Raw genomic sequence first — 14,036 nt, forward strand, 5'->3', positions numbered from 1 at the left:
CCCATTATTCGATAATATTTTCTAATCCATATACAAGCATATCTAATTTCATTACTGTTTCTACACTTAATTTAACTCCAGACATAAACGATGCTCTGTTATAAGAATCATGACGTATCGTTAAAGATTGCCCTTCTCCTCCAAATATAACCTCTTGGTGGGCTACTAGTCCTGGCAAACGCACGCTATGAATATGTATACCATCTTTCGTCGTTGCCCCTCTTGCTCCCTGCATTTGTTCTTCTTCTTCTGGATGACCTTGTTGTTTTGATGTACGAGTTTGGGAAATCATTTCTGCTGTTTTAATTCCTGTCCCAGAAGGAGCATCTAATTTTCGATCATGATGTAATTCGATAATTTCTACATCTGCAAAATGTTTAGCAGCCATTTGAGCAAATTTCATCATTAAGATTGCCCCTACTGCAAAGTTTGGAGCAATAATTACACCTAACTGTTTCTCTTTTGCTAGTTTCCCTATATGTTCTAACTCCTCTTCTGTAAACCCTGTTGTGCCAACAACAGGACGAACTCCGTATTGAAGGGCAAGTTCTGTATGTTTTTTTCCAATTTCAGGAGTTGTTAAATCGATTAAAACATCCGCTTCAACATTTTGAAAGCAGTATTCTGCGTCAGTATAAATTTTACCCTTTAAAGAGTTAGGAAATCCTTCTACTTCCGCTAATGCTTTACCATCATTTATTCGGTCGATACACCCGACAAGTTCAAAGTGTTCCGTATTATGTATTAAAAATGCTGCCTCTTTTCCCATTCTACCACGAGGGCCGGCTAAAATTATTTTTATTTTTTCCACATCATTCTATCCCTTCATCAATCTTTGTCCATCGATCTTTATCACGAGTGTTAAATTTATGCATTACTCGGTCATGTGCCTCTTGTAGGTCTATTCCTTGAGAATTTGCAAAACATATAAGCACAAATAATAAATCGCCTAGTTCTTCTTCAATTGTTTTTTCTGTTTCTGTATTTTTTTTAGGTTTTTCTCCATAATAATGGTTCACTTCTCTAGCTAGCTCTCCTAACTCTTCTGTTAAACGCGCTAACATCGCTAAAGGACTAAAATATCCTTCTTTAAATTGAGAAATGTAGTTATCCACTTCTTGTTGAATTTGTTCCAACGTTTTACGCTCTTCCACTATCATTCACCTCTCTTTCATGTTAGCTAAAAGTAGCTCATTTGACAAATATAATATTCGGTTTACTTCTATGTTAAAGATACTTTATAATGAAACGGTTGAAATATGATTCGGTGGAGGAATAAAAGATGAAAGGGTTACGACTTGTCAATATACTTTATATTCTTTTAGGTTCTGCAATTTTTGCCTATGGATTAGTAAATTTTAATATGCAAAATAATTTAGCAGAAGGCGGTTTTACTGGGATAACATTACTTTTATATTTTGTTTTTAACTTAGACCCATCCTATACTAACCTAATTTTAAACATCCCTATCTTTTTTATCGGTTGGAAACTTTTAGGTAAAAACACTTTTATTTATACCATTTTAGGAACTGTTAGTTTGTCTGTATTTTTATGGATTTTCCAACGAACGCCTAACATTATGTTTCCACCTTTATTGGATGATTTAACGTTAGCTGCTCTTTTGGCTGGGGTTACAATTGGTGTTGGACTCGGAATAATATTCCGTTTTGGTGGAACTACTGGTGGTGTTGACATTATTGCAAGACTTGCCCACAAATATATTGGCTGGAGTATGGGAAAGACGATGTTTCTTTTCGACGCCATCGTTATTGCCGTTTCCATTATTGCGTATCTCTCCTACCGTGAAGGGATGTACACTCTAGTTGCAGTTTTTGTAGCGGCCCGAGTGATTGATTTTATGCAAGAAGGAGCATATGCAGCAAAAGGGGCTACAATCATATCCGATAAAAATGAATTAATAGCATCCAATATATTAAAAGAAATGGATCGTGGCGTAACCATTTTGCGTGGTCAAGGCTCTTATACTAAACAAGACCGAGATATTTTATATTGTGTAGTAGGCAAAAATGAAATAGTAAAACTTAAAAATATTATTACATCAACTGACCCACACGCCTTTGTAGCCGTAAGTGATGTTCATGATGTACTAGGGGAAGGTTTTACTTTAGATGAGAACAAAAACCCGTTAGAACGATAATAAATAACGTAATAGAGAAAAACGCAGCGAAAAAATCGTTGCGTTTTCCATTTAAAACGTTTTATTCTTCCTACTACCGCTTTAATTAATATGTCCACTTACCATTCGGTTATTTCATGACCATTATAGAATAACTTCCAAATTGAACGTATCTTCGCTAACATTTAACGCAAGGACTATGTCCTTGCGTTAAATGTTATTCTCTATTGTTTAAATAAATTAATACGAAGCGGAGTAACTCCAGTACTGCTACAGCAGCTGCAGCTACATATGTTAATGCAGCAGCATTTAATACCTTTTTCGTTTCACGCTCTTCACTATTTGTAATAATCCCAGTAGCAACTAGTTGATCCATTGCTCTATTCGATGCATTAAACTCTACTGGTAACGTTACTACTTGAAATAAAACGGCAGCAGCCATGAATAAAATACCAAGAAGAAGTAAGTTATTTGAATACATAAAAATACCAGCCAAAATTAAAAAGTAAGAAAAATTAGATCCAAGATTCGCAACTGGAACTAACGCGTGCCGAAATCTTAAAAAAGCATAGTCTTGATTATCTTGGATTGCATGCCCCACCTCATGGGCTGCAATGGCTGCACCAGCAACTGAATGTCCATGATAGTTTTCTGATGAGAGACGAACAACTTTAGAACGCGGATCATAGTGATCTGTTAAAATTCCTCTTGTTTCTTCTACTCGTACATCATACATGCCGTTATCATTTAATATTTTTCTTGCAACTTGTGCACCTGTCATACCTGATGTGTTTGCAATTTTAGAATATTTTTTATATGCACTTTTTACTTTTGATTGTGCCCATAATGGTAAAATAAGCAAAGCAGCAAAATATATTATGAACATCGCCATTCCGTATTGTTCCTCCTAGAAAATAAATTAACAACATAATGATAATTTTATTTTATTTATTATTCATTATTGTTGTCAATCTTTTTGCTTTTTACGCTTTCGCTTACGATTTTCTGCCTCATACCTCCGCCAAGCAACATAGGACAATGTAAGTAAAATAATGCTCCCTGTACTGATCATTACCCATAATAAACTCGGATCTGTTTCATCTTCCTTTAACTGTTCAAATAATGCTCTAAAATCTGTTTCCATTGCATTAAGTTGATCCATTTTAGATGGATCTTGAATTATTGTACGCTTGTTTTGGTCTAAATATTGTAAGTGAGCATCAACCTTTGCAATATACTCAGGTTTTACATCCATTCTAAGGCTAGGAAGGATTAGATTATAAGTTTTAATTAACCGATAGTAATGCTGACCGAATATGTTCTCATCTTTCGACTCAACTGAATGCTTTAACTGCTGGAAGGTAGTAATAATCGGTTCTTCCATTTCTGTCCATAGCGGCTGATGTTCCGAACTCATCGCATCGACGGCCAGACGTAACATCATTACATTCCTGACTTTTTCTTCATGAGGTACTGTTCCGTTCATTAAAATATCCTTCGTTTGTGAATGTACCGACATAATGACACGGACATCATCCATTTTTACATTTTTTTGTGTGGTCATCATTTTCGAAAAATCATCCATAAATATTTCTAATAAATTGTGTGCTTCAACATAACGTTCTTGTCGAGATAACTGAATAGATGTTTCTAGTAAATCATTTAGTTTTTCATAAGGTTTGGAATCTGCAGCTGTCACTTGTGTAATAGGGAAACATAAAAAGATAGCTATTATTCCAATAAGTAAGCGAACCATCATACCTTGTCCCTCCCATGCAATCTATTAAATCATATGTAAAATGGGACAAGGATAGAACATTAATTCAGTTGTAGTTTATAGCTATCTTTTCGTATGACAAGATAATATGCTAATCCGATACAAAAAATACTTAACCAAAACGTAAAATAACCGATTGGCTGCATATATTGAGATAAACTACCGTACCAAGGCATCATCTCAAAAACATAATCTATAATATCGTTATGTATTGTCCATATTGCTGCAATAACTAAATGTGACATGCGAAAACGATAGTAAGAACTGTACAGAATGCCTTGTACCGCCATGGCACCATGTGAGGCAATTAGCAAATAACCGTCCCATGATAAATAACCATTTTCCATGAGCGTTAATAGGTTCATGACAACAGCCCATACTCCGTACTTTACTAACGTAATAAGTGCTAACGCCTCAAATAATTTAAAGTTTTTACCTATCAAAAAACCGATTAAAACAATTACAAAAAATAAGCTAGCTGTTGGACTATCAGGGACAAACGGAATAAAGTGAAGCGGTGTGCTCGATAATTGAACTCCATACCATATGTATCCATATATTGTGCCGAAAATATTGACAATTAGTAATAACCATAGGATTGATCTATGTGCTAATAATTGCAGTATCCAAGTAGATTTCAATGAGTTGTTCTCCTTTCCTAAAGAGTATTCTAATATTTTATTACAACATTACAATTGTAAACTTTTCCGATTGTAAAAATCCAGTCATGAAGAGAAAAATTGGCCTTCTATAGAATAATAACATTTCATTATGGACCAATTTGTTTATTATAATACTTGAAACAGACAAAAAAAAACTGGCTATAATAGCCAGTTTTATTCTAGTTCTGCAACTTTTTCGTTCATTTCCACTAAATATTGACCAAGAATTTCTAATTCTTCATCAGTACCTTTAAATACATCACCTGGCATACCACCGATTCCTTCTACAGCGATTTTCATGTAATCTTCTGCAGTATAATCAGGGTTATCCAATAGGGATGGTCCTAGTGGAGGAGCACCTTGTAGGTCGTTACCGTGACAAGATAAACACGTTTGTGCTTGTAATATTTCGTAACCTTGTGCTGTTTCATCAATTTCGATTGCTAATTCTTCTCTGATGGCACCTTGCTCTGCAGCTGCCTCCCAATCATGAGATTCTACAGATTGCCACGTTAAGAAGAACGTAGAAGCAATAGCTAGTAACATGAAACCAGTAGCTAGTGGACGCTTATGTGGGCGTCGCTCTGGACCACGATCTAAGAATGGAGCAAGTAATAATGCACCAAATGCGATCCCAGGCATTACCATTGCACCGATTACAGTATAAGGACCAGCCGCATACTGATATTTTAATAACTCATATAAGAATAAGAAGTACCAGTCAGGTACTGGGATGTAAGCTGTATCTGTTGGATCCGCAATACGTTCTAATGGAGGTTCATGAGCTACTGTTAAGCATAAGAAACCAATTAAGAAAACAGCACCAACCAACCATTCTTTTAGAAGGAAGTTAGGCCAGAAAGCTTCTGTCTTTCCTGGGTACTCCGAATAATCTTTCGGGATATTCGGCTTTCTTCCTTCTGCAGGAACACGAGAATCTCCAACAAACTTCATTCCTTTACCTCTATGCATACATTTCCCCTCCTTTTATCTTCACTTAATTTTATAGTGGACCAGAAATACCTTGTTTACGAATCATAATAAAGTGAGCAGCCATTAAACCGAATAATGCTGCTGGTAGGAAGAATACATGAATAGCAAAGAAACGTGTTAACGTTTGTGCACCAACTATTTCAGGGTGTCCTGCAAGCAATGTTTTTACGGCAGTACCTATAAACGGTGTTGCCTCTGCAATTTGTAGACCTACCTTTGTAGCGAATAGCGCTTTCATATCCCAAGGTAATAAATATCCTGTGAAACCTAAACCTAACATAACAAAGAAGATTAATACTCCTACCATCCAGTTAAGTTCACGTGGCTTTTTATATGCCCCTTGGAAGAATACGCGTAATGTATGTAAGAACATCATTACAATAACTAAACTAGCACCCCAGTGGTGCATACCGCGTACGATTTGACCAAATGCAACTTCATTTTGTAAATAGTATACAGATTCCCAAGCATTCTTAATATCTGGAACGTAGTACATAGTTAAAAACATACCAGATAAAACTTGAATTACTGTTACGAAGAAAGTTAATCCACCGAAACAATAAACGAACGCTGAAAAATGATGTGCTGGGTTAACGTGTTCTGGAACCTCGTGGTCCGCAATATCACGCCACATAGGCGTAATATCTAAACGTTCATCGACCCAATCATAAATCTTATTAAGCAATGATTACGCCTCCCTTCTAGCTTTGTGGTGGTTTTGCAGCACCTAAGTATAATGTTCCGTCTTTCACTTCATGTACGTATACATCAAGTGGAGCGATAGGTGGTGTACCTTCTACATTACGACCATCTTTGTAATACAAGCCGTAGTGACAAGGACAGAAAAACTTGTCTGGATTTTGTGGGTCGGAAGCCCAGTTAACAGTACAACCTAAATGTTTACAAACTGGCGATAATGCGATAATATTTCCGCTCTCATCTTTGTATACCCAAGCAGATCTTGGTTCCTCTGATTCGTACCAAGCATCAACCTGATGTACTTTAAAGTCAAAACGTTGTGGTTCATTTGTAATTTCATCTACACTTGCAACTGCAACTAAGTCTTGTTCTGCGCCAGCTTTTAATACTGGATCAATTGCGAAACGAACCATTGGCATAAGCATCCCTGCTGCCATGAATCCACCTACACCTGTAAGAGTGTAGTTCAAAAATTGACGTCTAGAAACACGATGGTTTTTCTCACTCATTTGTTTTTCCCCCCTTATATAGAAAAACTTAGTCCGTCCATTACGGACAGCAGTTAATAACACATAGAAAACTAGGACATTCTCATGATATATCAATCTTGTTGCAAGGTCAATAATCACATTTACAGAATTAATGTATTAGTTATGACTTTTTTAGCACAATTTTATTTTTTACCAAGTTCTTATTGACTTTTCATATTAATGCCACTTTGAAATAAAAATTGGTAAAAGCTGATTCATTTGATCTGTTATTAGTTTTTGCTTGTACTTTTCTTCCATATCCTCTAGAGGGATTGCTGGGAGCCATAATAGTTTTCCGTTTATCTCCTCCTCTTCTTGTTTCCATTGTTGATCAGAAGTTAGTAAGAAAATATGTTTAACTCCTTCCGCTTCCAAATGTTGAATATATTCATTTAACACTTCTTTTTTTATTCTTCCATTTCCATGAAACAAATATGTATAAGTTGGCAATAGCATTACACGTCCTTTAAACTGCCTCTCAAGCTCATTCGTTAAAGTTGTAATGTATTCTCCTAATGAAGCTAAGTTCTTCATATCTGCCTTAAAACTGATAGGTACAAGCGGAATAATAGCTGTGTCTATATACTCTTTTGATTGTTCATATACTGTAACGTCTTTGGTTGTCCATTTCATCTTTAATCTTCCTTTCAGTGATTGGCTATTATACAAATTATTATGTAAGTTTATGTAACTAACATAAACTATTGACATTTTCTCATTTTAACATAAAACATACCACACAGTGTTGCAAGCAAAAAAATAAACCTTGTATTATACAAGGTTTTATCTTTCATAGTTGTTTTAATTGCTCCGTTAATTTCGCAAATGCTTCTTTATCTTGTTGATCTAATGCGTCATCAATCATACTTAATAGTTTCTCACGTTGGAACTTATTAAGTGACTCCTCCAAAAACTTTTCTGCTAAAATACGATCCTTTTCATTTCCTTGAATATTTTTAGGCATAAAAGGATTTTCCTCGAGGACTGCTGCATATTGTGGGGAATGATATGCAGACCGGAAATTCAATTGAATATAAATGTCTTCGTCTCGATTTAATCGTATGTCGTGGAAAGATTTTTCCGCATCAGTGGTCATAACATTTTGCTTGTAAAATCTAAACGGCACTTCGTCTACACAGTGAGTAGACATTACAAGGCCACGTGGACAAAATTGCGCCTGCTCAACAAAATGTACTTTTCTCATCAGTTGATCATGACTCATTAAATAATTTAAAATCCATACACACTCTCGTCTCTTTAGCTGATAGTTTCCTAAAAACCAGCGAATGAATTCTTTCTTCTCGTTGACAGAAACAGGGGTAGCCAAATAAAAGTCCCTCCTCTGCAATATCTTTTTTATTCCTCTAATCGAGAATATACGTCCTGAAGCTCAATGTTTGTAGGATCCTCCTGAAGTAATACTTTAAATAGAGGCTTCGCTTCTTGTAGCAATCCTTCCTGCAATAAGAAGTAGGCATAGTCTTGAAGAAAGTCACTATTATCTTTAAAAGAAGTATATGCTTGACGGTAGTAATTTAATGCATCTGAATATTGTTCTAATCCTTCTTTAGCTAATGCTAAATCCCAATCAAATTGAGGGTCAGTTTCACCGAACTTTTCTAATTCCTCGATACATTCCACTACATCATCAAATCGTTCTTCCTGTAACAATAGCTTTGTTAGCGTTAGAGCCGCTTCTAAGTAACCAGGATCAAGTGCAATGGCTTCTCTTAATAGTTTTTCTGCTTCATCTAAATTTTGCAGCTTTAATGCCATTTTTGCACTAAATAATTGTAATTCCTTATTGTACTCATTTACTGCTAAACCATCTTTTGATACTTGGAAACTTTCTTCTAATAAATTTTCATGTTCAAGTGCCTTTGCTAAATATAAATATACTGAAGCATATTCATAATCTAACTCTCTTACCTCTCTAAACTTTTCGATAGCCGTTTTAAAATATCCTGCTTGAAACGCAGTAAAAGCGTACTGAAATAATACGTCAATATTCAACTCTTTTTTTAACGCGTTGTCGTAATATGGCATCGCTTCTTCCCATTGGCCTGTACTACTATAACACTCTGCTAACCTCTCATCAAAAGAAAAATCAACTATTTCTCCAGATTTTTTTGCATTTACAAAATAAGGAATAGCCTTTTTATAATCGCCCATTGATAAATACGTTTCACCAAGAGCGACATCAATGATTGGCTCATTTTGTAAAATACTTTTTGCCTCTAGTAACTTTCTTTCGCTAACCTCAAGTAAGCCTTGTGCTTGGTATAAGTCTGCCAAAAGCATTAACGTCTGGGGATATGATTCATCATCTCTAGGTACAGTTTCTAATAATCCAACCGCTTCATCATCTTCATCAGCATCAATATAGACTTCTGCTAGAGATATTAATAATTCACTTTCCGTAGGATATTTAGCTACCAACTCTTCGAATATATTTTTCGCTTCGTTTATTAAACCTAGCTGAGTATAATAATGTGCAATATTATATTTCTCTTCATCGGAAAAGCTCTTCTCATTTTTCTTTAATAGAGATAGTCCTGTTTCCGTATCTCCACTTAGAATATGTTCCATCGCTTTTTCTATTACATTGTTTGACAAACTTTCCCTCTCCCTCTCATTGCAGTTGAAAATGCCCTGGTACTGTTACTTTACATTCGTTCCCAAATCCAGGACGAAAATATACTTCTTTTCCGGCTTTTAATATCTTTCCTCTATGAAATGTAATCTCCGGTTGTTGATTATCATAATCTAGTTCGCTTGCAGTTTCAAGAATCATCCCTTCTGGACACGTATATAAATTATAATCTAACTCCCCTCCAATTCTAATTTCTCCTTTTGAAGGGTAAATTCCTATCTTCATCAACACATCTAAGGGTAAAGGGGCATGTTGTTTTGGACACGTTTGTACAAACACAATGTTTTGTTCTTTTAATACTCCTGACCAAATTTTATTAAAACTTTTCATCTTTGGTCCTTTGTAAATAGGAAAAAAAGCAAGTGGAAATTGGTATAAAGCATCTTTAATCCATCCCCAAGGGTGCGTTTTAAAGGCTTCTACATTTTCTATTTCGATAAAAATAGCCGGAATTTTATTTCTTTTGCACTTTCTTACAATAGAGGGAGTTAATTTTTCTAGCGGTAGTTTTAATGCTAAATAATAATCGATAGGACTATTGAGCAGACGTGCTCTAGCTTCTTTTAATCGGTCGTGAAATTCTCTTTCACTCTCAATGGTAAAGACCGATATCAACGTTGTACAACCTCTGTTAATAAGCTTATTCGTTATGTATGTTTTAAATTGTGAAAAATTCATCATTTGCATATTATAATCTATCATGACATGACCAGGTGTTAAAATATATTGCGATAGATTCATCGTAAAATAACTTTCTATTGGTTGGTTATTTTCTTTCATAAAAGAAATTTTATTGTGTTTTACTAAGAGGGAGTACGTTTTAATTTCTTTATCGTGCTTTAAAACATTCACTTCCTCCATTATATAGGCCATTTAAATATCCCTCCTATTATAGCTTGTCTTATCAACAAACTATGTTAGGAAGGATTAATATATGATATATATTAAGAAATTAAATTGGAAAGGTGGTCAAAAAAGTTAGGATAAGACACTGAGATAGCTTCACTATTTTGTAACAGCACCTCTCCTTCTTCTACTATTAAAGCTGCTACCGCTAGCATCATGCCGATACGATGATCTCCATAACTGTTAACTTCTGCTCCATGCAATGGTGTATTATTGCCGACAATAACCATCCCATCGTCTGTTTCCGTTATATTAGCACCCAATTTTGTTAGTTCACTAACAACAGTACGAATTCTATTTGTTTCCTTCACTTTCAATTCCTCAGCATCTTTTATGACAGTCGTTCCTTTTGCTCTTGTTGCTAATAAAGCTATTATTGGGATTTCATCAATTAGTCTCGGCATAATTTCACCACCAATTACAATACCGTGTAACTCACTCGTTTCCACAATTAAATCAGCATAAGGTTCTGGACCTTCTACATTTTTATTCTCGTAGAAAACAGTCGCACCCATTTGTTCTACCACATCAATAATGCCGGTTCTCGTTTTATTTAAACCTACTTTTTTCAACGTTATTTTACTGTTTGGAACGATTAATGCTGCTACGATAAAAAAGGCGGCCGAAGATATATCACCAGGAACAGTAATATGTATTCCACCAGTTAAAGTCTGATTGCCTTTCAGACGAACAGTATTGCCTGTTTCTTCTATTTCACAGCCAAATGCTTGTAACATTCTTTCTGTATGGTCTCTTGACTTAGCAGGCTCATGTATAACCATTTCTCCTTCACCTTGCAACGCAGCGAGAAGTAAAGCTGATTTTACTTGTGCAGATGCTACAGGCGAATGAAACTCTATGTTTGAAATATCACTACCAGAAATGGAAATCGGGGTATAGTTTGCATCAGCTCTTCCGTGAATGTTTGCTCCCATTTTACGAAGTGGATCTGTTACACGTTTCATTGGCCGCTTTGCAATGGACTCATCTCCAACAACTACTGAATGGAAAGGCTGTCCAGCAAGTAGACCCATCATCAATCTAGCAGTAGTTCCTGAATTCCCAACGTCCAGCACTTCAGTAGGTTCTACTAGTCCTTTAAGTCCTTTTCCATGAACTGTAACCTCTGTACCTTTTTGGTCAATTTCAACACCCAATTTTCGAAAACAATGTATCGTACTTAAACAATCTTCTCCTTCTAGAAAGTTTTCAACTGTTGTCGTACCAGTTGCAATAGAACTAAACATCACTGCTCGATGGGAAATAGACTTATCACCTGGTATGTCTATTTCTCCTCGTAGATTTTTTACATTTGTCACCAATTCTTTCATTGTTAATCCTCCAAAATTTTATATTATACATTTAAATACGTTTCATAGGAAGTATGTTGTTGAATGCATCGTTGTGCTTTAACCCTATCTTCCTCTGATTGAAAACTTATTCGCAATGCGCCATAAATGTCTGTTCGTGTTTCAATAATACGGATATTCGTAATACTTATTTTTTCCTTCGCTAAATAACCGGTTATTTCTGATATCACACCTGGGTGGTCAGGAATATCAACATATAAGTCATAGAATGAAGGGATTGCTCCTTTTTGTTTCACTGACAAACCATCTCGAAACGATTTCGCACTCTCAAAAAATGATACTAATTCTTCTTCATCCCCACGTAACAATTTTTCTTTTATATCCGTCATTTCTTTTTCCCAGTTATTAAATAATTGTAACAAATGCTCTTTATTTTGAATAAGTATATCTTTCCACATTACTGGATTACTAGAGGCAATCCGTGTGATGTCTCTGAATCCTCCAGCAGCTAAATTAGACACGATATTATTTTCTTCATTTAACACTTCAGCTTGGTGGACAAGACTTGCCGCTATAATATGTGGAAAGTGACTAATTGCACCTACCACTTTATCGTGTTCAGAAGGTTGCAACGTAATAAATTTTGCTCTTGTACCTTGTAACCATTGTTTTAACAATTGAACTTTGTCCTCACCGATACTATCATCTGGGGTTAAAATATAGAAGGCATTTTCAAACAAGTGAGCCTTCGCAGCAACAACACCACTTTTATGGGAACCAGCCATAGGATGCCCCCCTATATAAGTTACGTTAGATGCTTCAAATAACTGTTTGGAAAACTGTACAATTTTTTCTTTAGTACTTCCAACATCTGTAATAATTACCTCTTTAGAAAAAGAAACTTTACTTAAACGTTGTAACACTTCTTTTGTTTGTAAAACAGGAACCGATACGATAATTAAGTCCATTTTTTCTGCCGTTACTAAATAATCATTACTTACTTTATCTATTACCCCAAGCGTCTTAGCTAGGTTTGCTTGTTCTTCTTTTACATCAAATCCAAAAATAACGGATGAAGGATATGTAGCTTTAATAGAAGCCGCTATAGAGCCGCCTATTAAACCGAGCCCAATAACTAAAACATTACCATCCACTGTGTTCATCTCTCCCCTCTTTAAATAACTCAAAAAAATAAAAATAGTTAGTTCGCCTAGGAAGCGAACAGGAATAAATAATCATGCAAAAAAGAAAGAGAGGAAGTCATCCTCTCTTTAAACATTTTCTTGAAGAAATTGAGTTATAAGAGAAAAGAGTTCCTCATTTTGTTCCGGTGTACCTACTGTGATACGAACACAAGTAGGGAATCCTAACGCCTTTCCAGAACGAACAATGTATCCTCGTTCCAATAAATATTGAAACACTTCGTCTCCATCTCTTTGGAAATCAATAAGAATGAAGTTTCCTTGTGACTTGTAATACTTTAGCCCTGTTTCTTCACAGAAAGAATAAAAAGTACTTAAAGCTTCTTTGTTTTTTCTAGCACAAGATTGCACGAAAGCAGAATCTTCAATACTTGCAGCACCAGCAGCTTGAGCAAAACTATTAACATTAAACGGTTCTCTCACCGGTTCTAAGGCTCGTATGACTTCTTCACTACTAATTCCATAACCTAAGCGAAAACTTGCTAATCCATAAGCTTTTGAGAATGTTCTAGTAATGAATAAATTAGAAAAACGGGAAAGAAGGGCTACGGAATTAGGATAATCATCTTCCGTAACGTATTCATAGTACGCTTCATCCGCTACTACTAACGTAGTGGAAGGTACTTTTTCTAAAAATGGTATTAGCTGTTGTTCATTAATATAATTCCCTGTTGGATTATTAGGATTACATAACCATACAACAGCTGTTTTCTCATCTATTTGTTCTAACATTTGCTGAAGATTATGGTCTCCATCTTCCGTTAACGGTACTTCACGGATTTCTGCATTTTCGATAATAGCATTATGTTTATACTGAGTAAAAGTAGGAGTTGCCATTACCGTATTCTTCCCAGGTGCTAGCAGTCCACGGCAAATGATTTGAATAAGTTCATCTGAACCATTCCCAAACATTAGCTGTTTCTCAGTAACGTCAAGATGATTTGCGATTACCGTTCTTAATTGTTGTGCATATCCATCAGGATATGTAGCACTTTTCTCTAATTTTTCAAATAAAGTTGTTTTTACATTTGGAGAACAACCGTATGGGTTCTCATTAGATGCAAGTTTTACAATGTTTTCTAAACCATATTCCCTCTTTACTTCTTCGATTGGTTTACCGGGTTGATATGGTTTTAATGACGTTAGCTGTTGTTTAAGCTTCATGAT

General features: G+C 35.4%; 16 protein-coding genes. 1 reads left to right on the top strand and 15 read right to left on the bottom strand.

Annotated features, from left to right (window positions below):
* Positions 1-4: 4 nt before the first annotated feature.
* Both dapB and BC6307_RS13530 read right to left on the bottom strand, forming a co-directional pair.
* Positions 5-811 carry a 4-hydroxy-tetrahydrodipicolinate reductase gene (gene dapB / locus BC6307_RS13525; protein WP_066416821.1) on the bottom strand — a complete coding sequence of 269 codons (807 nt, stop codon included), beginning with the start codon at positions 809-811 and terminating at the stop codon, positions 5-7.
* 1 nt (position 812) lies between these two features.
* Positions 813-1,154, bottom strand: coding sequence for a nucleotide pyrophosphohydrolase (locus tag BC6307_RS13530; RefSeq protein WP_066416823.1), 342 nt, complete (start codon positions 1,152-1,154; stop codon positions 813-815).
* 128 nt (positions 1,155-1,282) lie between these two features.
* Between BC6307_RS13530 and BC6307_RS13535 the strand changes: the two genes are divergently transcribed.
* On the top strand, positions 1,283-2,158 hold the full coding sequence (locus tag BC6307_RS13535; protein ID WP_066416825.1) for a YitT family protein: 876 nt from the start codon (positions 1,283-1,285) through the stop codon (positions 2,156-2,158).
* Positions 2,159-2,354: 196 nt separating this feature from the next.
* On the opposite strand, the gene BC6307_RS13540 is transcribed toward BC6307_RS13535, so the two are convergent.
* The 13 genes from BC6307_RS13540 to hisC form a co-directional block, all read right to left on the bottom strand.
* Positions 2,355-3,029 carry a zinc metallopeptidase gene (locus BC6307_RS13540; RefSeq protein ID WP_066416828.1) on the bottom strand — a complete coding sequence of 225 codons (675 nt, stop codon included), beginning with the start codon at positions 3,027-3,029 and terminating at the stop codon, positions 2,355-2,357.
* A gap of 75 nt (positions 3,030-3,104) precedes the next feature.
* A complete protein-coding gene (gene ypjB / locus BC6307_RS13545) occupies positions 3,105-3,896 on the bottom strand; it encodes a sporulation protein YpjB (RefSeq protein ID WP_066416830.1) in 792 nt (263 codons plus the stop codon).
* Positions 3,897-3,955: 59 nt separating this feature from the next.
* Complete coding sequence (gene lhaT / locus BC6307_RS13550) at positions 3,956-4,555, bottom strand: lipoprotein heptaprenylglyceryl N-acetyltransferase LhaT (RefSeq protein WP_066416833.1); 600 nt, start codon at positions 4,553-4,555, stop codon at positions 3,956-3,958.
* Positions 4,556-4,750: 195 nt separating this feature from the next.
* Positions 4,751-5,548 (bottom strand): menaquinol-cytochrome c reductase cytochrome b/c subunit, encoded by a 798-nt coding sequence (locus tag BC6307_RS13555; protein WP_066416834.1) that lies wholly within the window; start codon positions 5,546-5,548, stop codon positions 4,751-4,753.
* Between the two features lie 31 nt (positions 5,549-5,579).
* Positions 5,580-6,254, bottom strand: coding sequence for a menaquinol-cytochrome c reductase cytochrome b subunit (qcrB, locus tag BC6307_RS13560; RefSeq protein WP_066416836.1), 675 nt, complete (start codon positions 6,252-6,254; stop codon positions 5,580-5,582).
* A 16-nt stretch (positions 6,255-6,270) separates the two neighbouring features.
* Positions 6,271-6,777, bottom strand: a complete 507-nt coding sequence (locus BC6307_RS13565) for a ubiquinol-cytochrome c reductase iron-sulfur subunit (protein ID WP_066416838.1) — start codon at positions 6,775-6,777, stop codon at positions 6,271-6,273.
* 198 nt (positions 6,778-6,975) lie between these two features.
* A complete protein-coding gene (locus BC6307_RS13570) occupies positions 6,976-7,431 on the bottom strand; it encodes a YpiF family protein (protein ID WP_066416840.1) in 456 nt (151 codons plus the stop codon).
* A 157-nt stretch (positions 7,432-7,588) separates the two neighbouring features.
* A complete protein-coding gene (locus BC6307_RS13575) occupies positions 7,589-8,125 on the bottom strand; it encodes a ReoY family proteolytic degradation factor (protein ID WP_066416842.1) in 537 nt (178 codons plus the stop codon).
* A gap of 29 nt (positions 8,126-8,154) precedes the next feature.
* Complete coding sequence (locus tag BC6307_RS13580; protein ID WP_066416845.1) at positions 8,155-9,414, bottom strand: tetratricopeptide repeat protein; 1,260 nt, start codon at positions 9,412-9,414, stop codon at positions 8,155-8,157.
* Between the two features lie 16 nt (positions 9,415-9,430).
* Positions 9,431-10,324, bottom strand: coding sequence for a hypothetical protein (locus BC6307_RS13585; RefSeq protein ID WP_066416847.1), 894 nt, complete (start codon positions 10,322-10,324; stop codon positions 9,431-9,433).
* A 71-nt stretch (positions 10,325-10,395) separates the two neighbouring features.
* On the bottom strand, positions 10,396-11,688 hold the full coding sequence (aroA, locus tag BC6307_RS13590; protein ID WP_066416850.1) for a 3-phosphoshikimate 1-carboxyvinyltransferase: 1,293 nt from the start codon (positions 11,686-11,688) through the stop codon (positions 10,396-10,398).
* Positions 11,689-11,711: 23 nt separating this feature from the next.
* Positions 11,712-12,821, bottom strand: a complete 1,110-nt coding sequence (locus tag BC6307_RS13595; protein WP_066416897.1) for a prephenate dehydrogenase — start codon at positions 12,819-12,821, stop codon at positions 11,712-11,714.
* A gap of 117 nt (positions 12,822-12,938) precedes the next feature.
* Positions 12,939-14,033 carry a histidinol-phosphate transaminase gene (gene hisC / locus BC6307_RS13600; RefSeq protein WP_066416852.1) on the bottom strand — a complete coding sequence of 365 codons (1,095 nt, stop codon included), beginning with the start codon at positions 14,031-14,033 and terminating at the stop codon, positions 12,939-12,941.
* Between the last annotated feature and the right edge of the window lie 3 nt (positions 14,034-14,036).

This window comes from Sutcliffiella cohnii (genome assembly GCF_002250055.1).
Taxonomy (GTDB): domain Bacteria; phylum Bacillota; class Bacilli; order Bacillales; family Bacillaceae_I; genus Sutcliffiella; species Sutcliffiella cohnii.

Bases quoted from the DNA above. Each gene is read 5' to 3' on its own strand.
- hisC (WP_066416852.1), bottom strand. From the start codon at position 14,033: ATGAAGCTTAAACAACAGCTAACGTCATTAAAACCATATCAACCCGGT.
- ypjB (WP_066416830.1), bottom strand. From the start codon at position 3,896: ATGATGGTTCGCTTACTTATTGGAATAATAGCTATCTTTTTATGTTTC.
- BC6307_RS13535 (WP_066416825.1), top strand. From the start codon at position 1,283: ATGAAAGGGTTACGACTTGTCAATATACTTTATATTCTTTTAGGTTCT.
- BC6307_RS13555 (WP_066416834.1), bottom strand. From the start codon at position 5,548: ATGCATAGAGGTAAAGGAATGAAGTTTGTTGGAGATTCTCGTGTTCCT.
- BC6307_RS13570 (WP_066416840.1), bottom strand. From the start codon at position 7,431: ATGAAATGGACAACCAAAGACGTTACAGTATATGAACAATCAAAAGAG.
- BC6307_RS13585 (WP_066416847.1), bottom strand. From the start codon at position 10,324: ATGGCCTATATAATGGAGGAAGTGAATGTTTTAAAGCACGATAAAGAA.
- BC6307_RS13565 (WP_066416838.1), bottom strand. From the start codon at position 6,777: ATGAGTGAGAAAAACCATCGTGTTTCTAGACGTCAATTTTTGAACTAC.
- BC6307_RS13540 (WP_066416828.1), bottom strand. From the start codon at position 3,029: ATGGCGATGTTCATAATATATTTTGCTGCTTTGCTTATTTTACCATTA.
- aroA (WP_066416850.1), bottom strand. From the start codon at position 11,688: ATGAAAGAATTGGTGACAAATGTAAAAAATCTACGAGGAGAAATAGAC.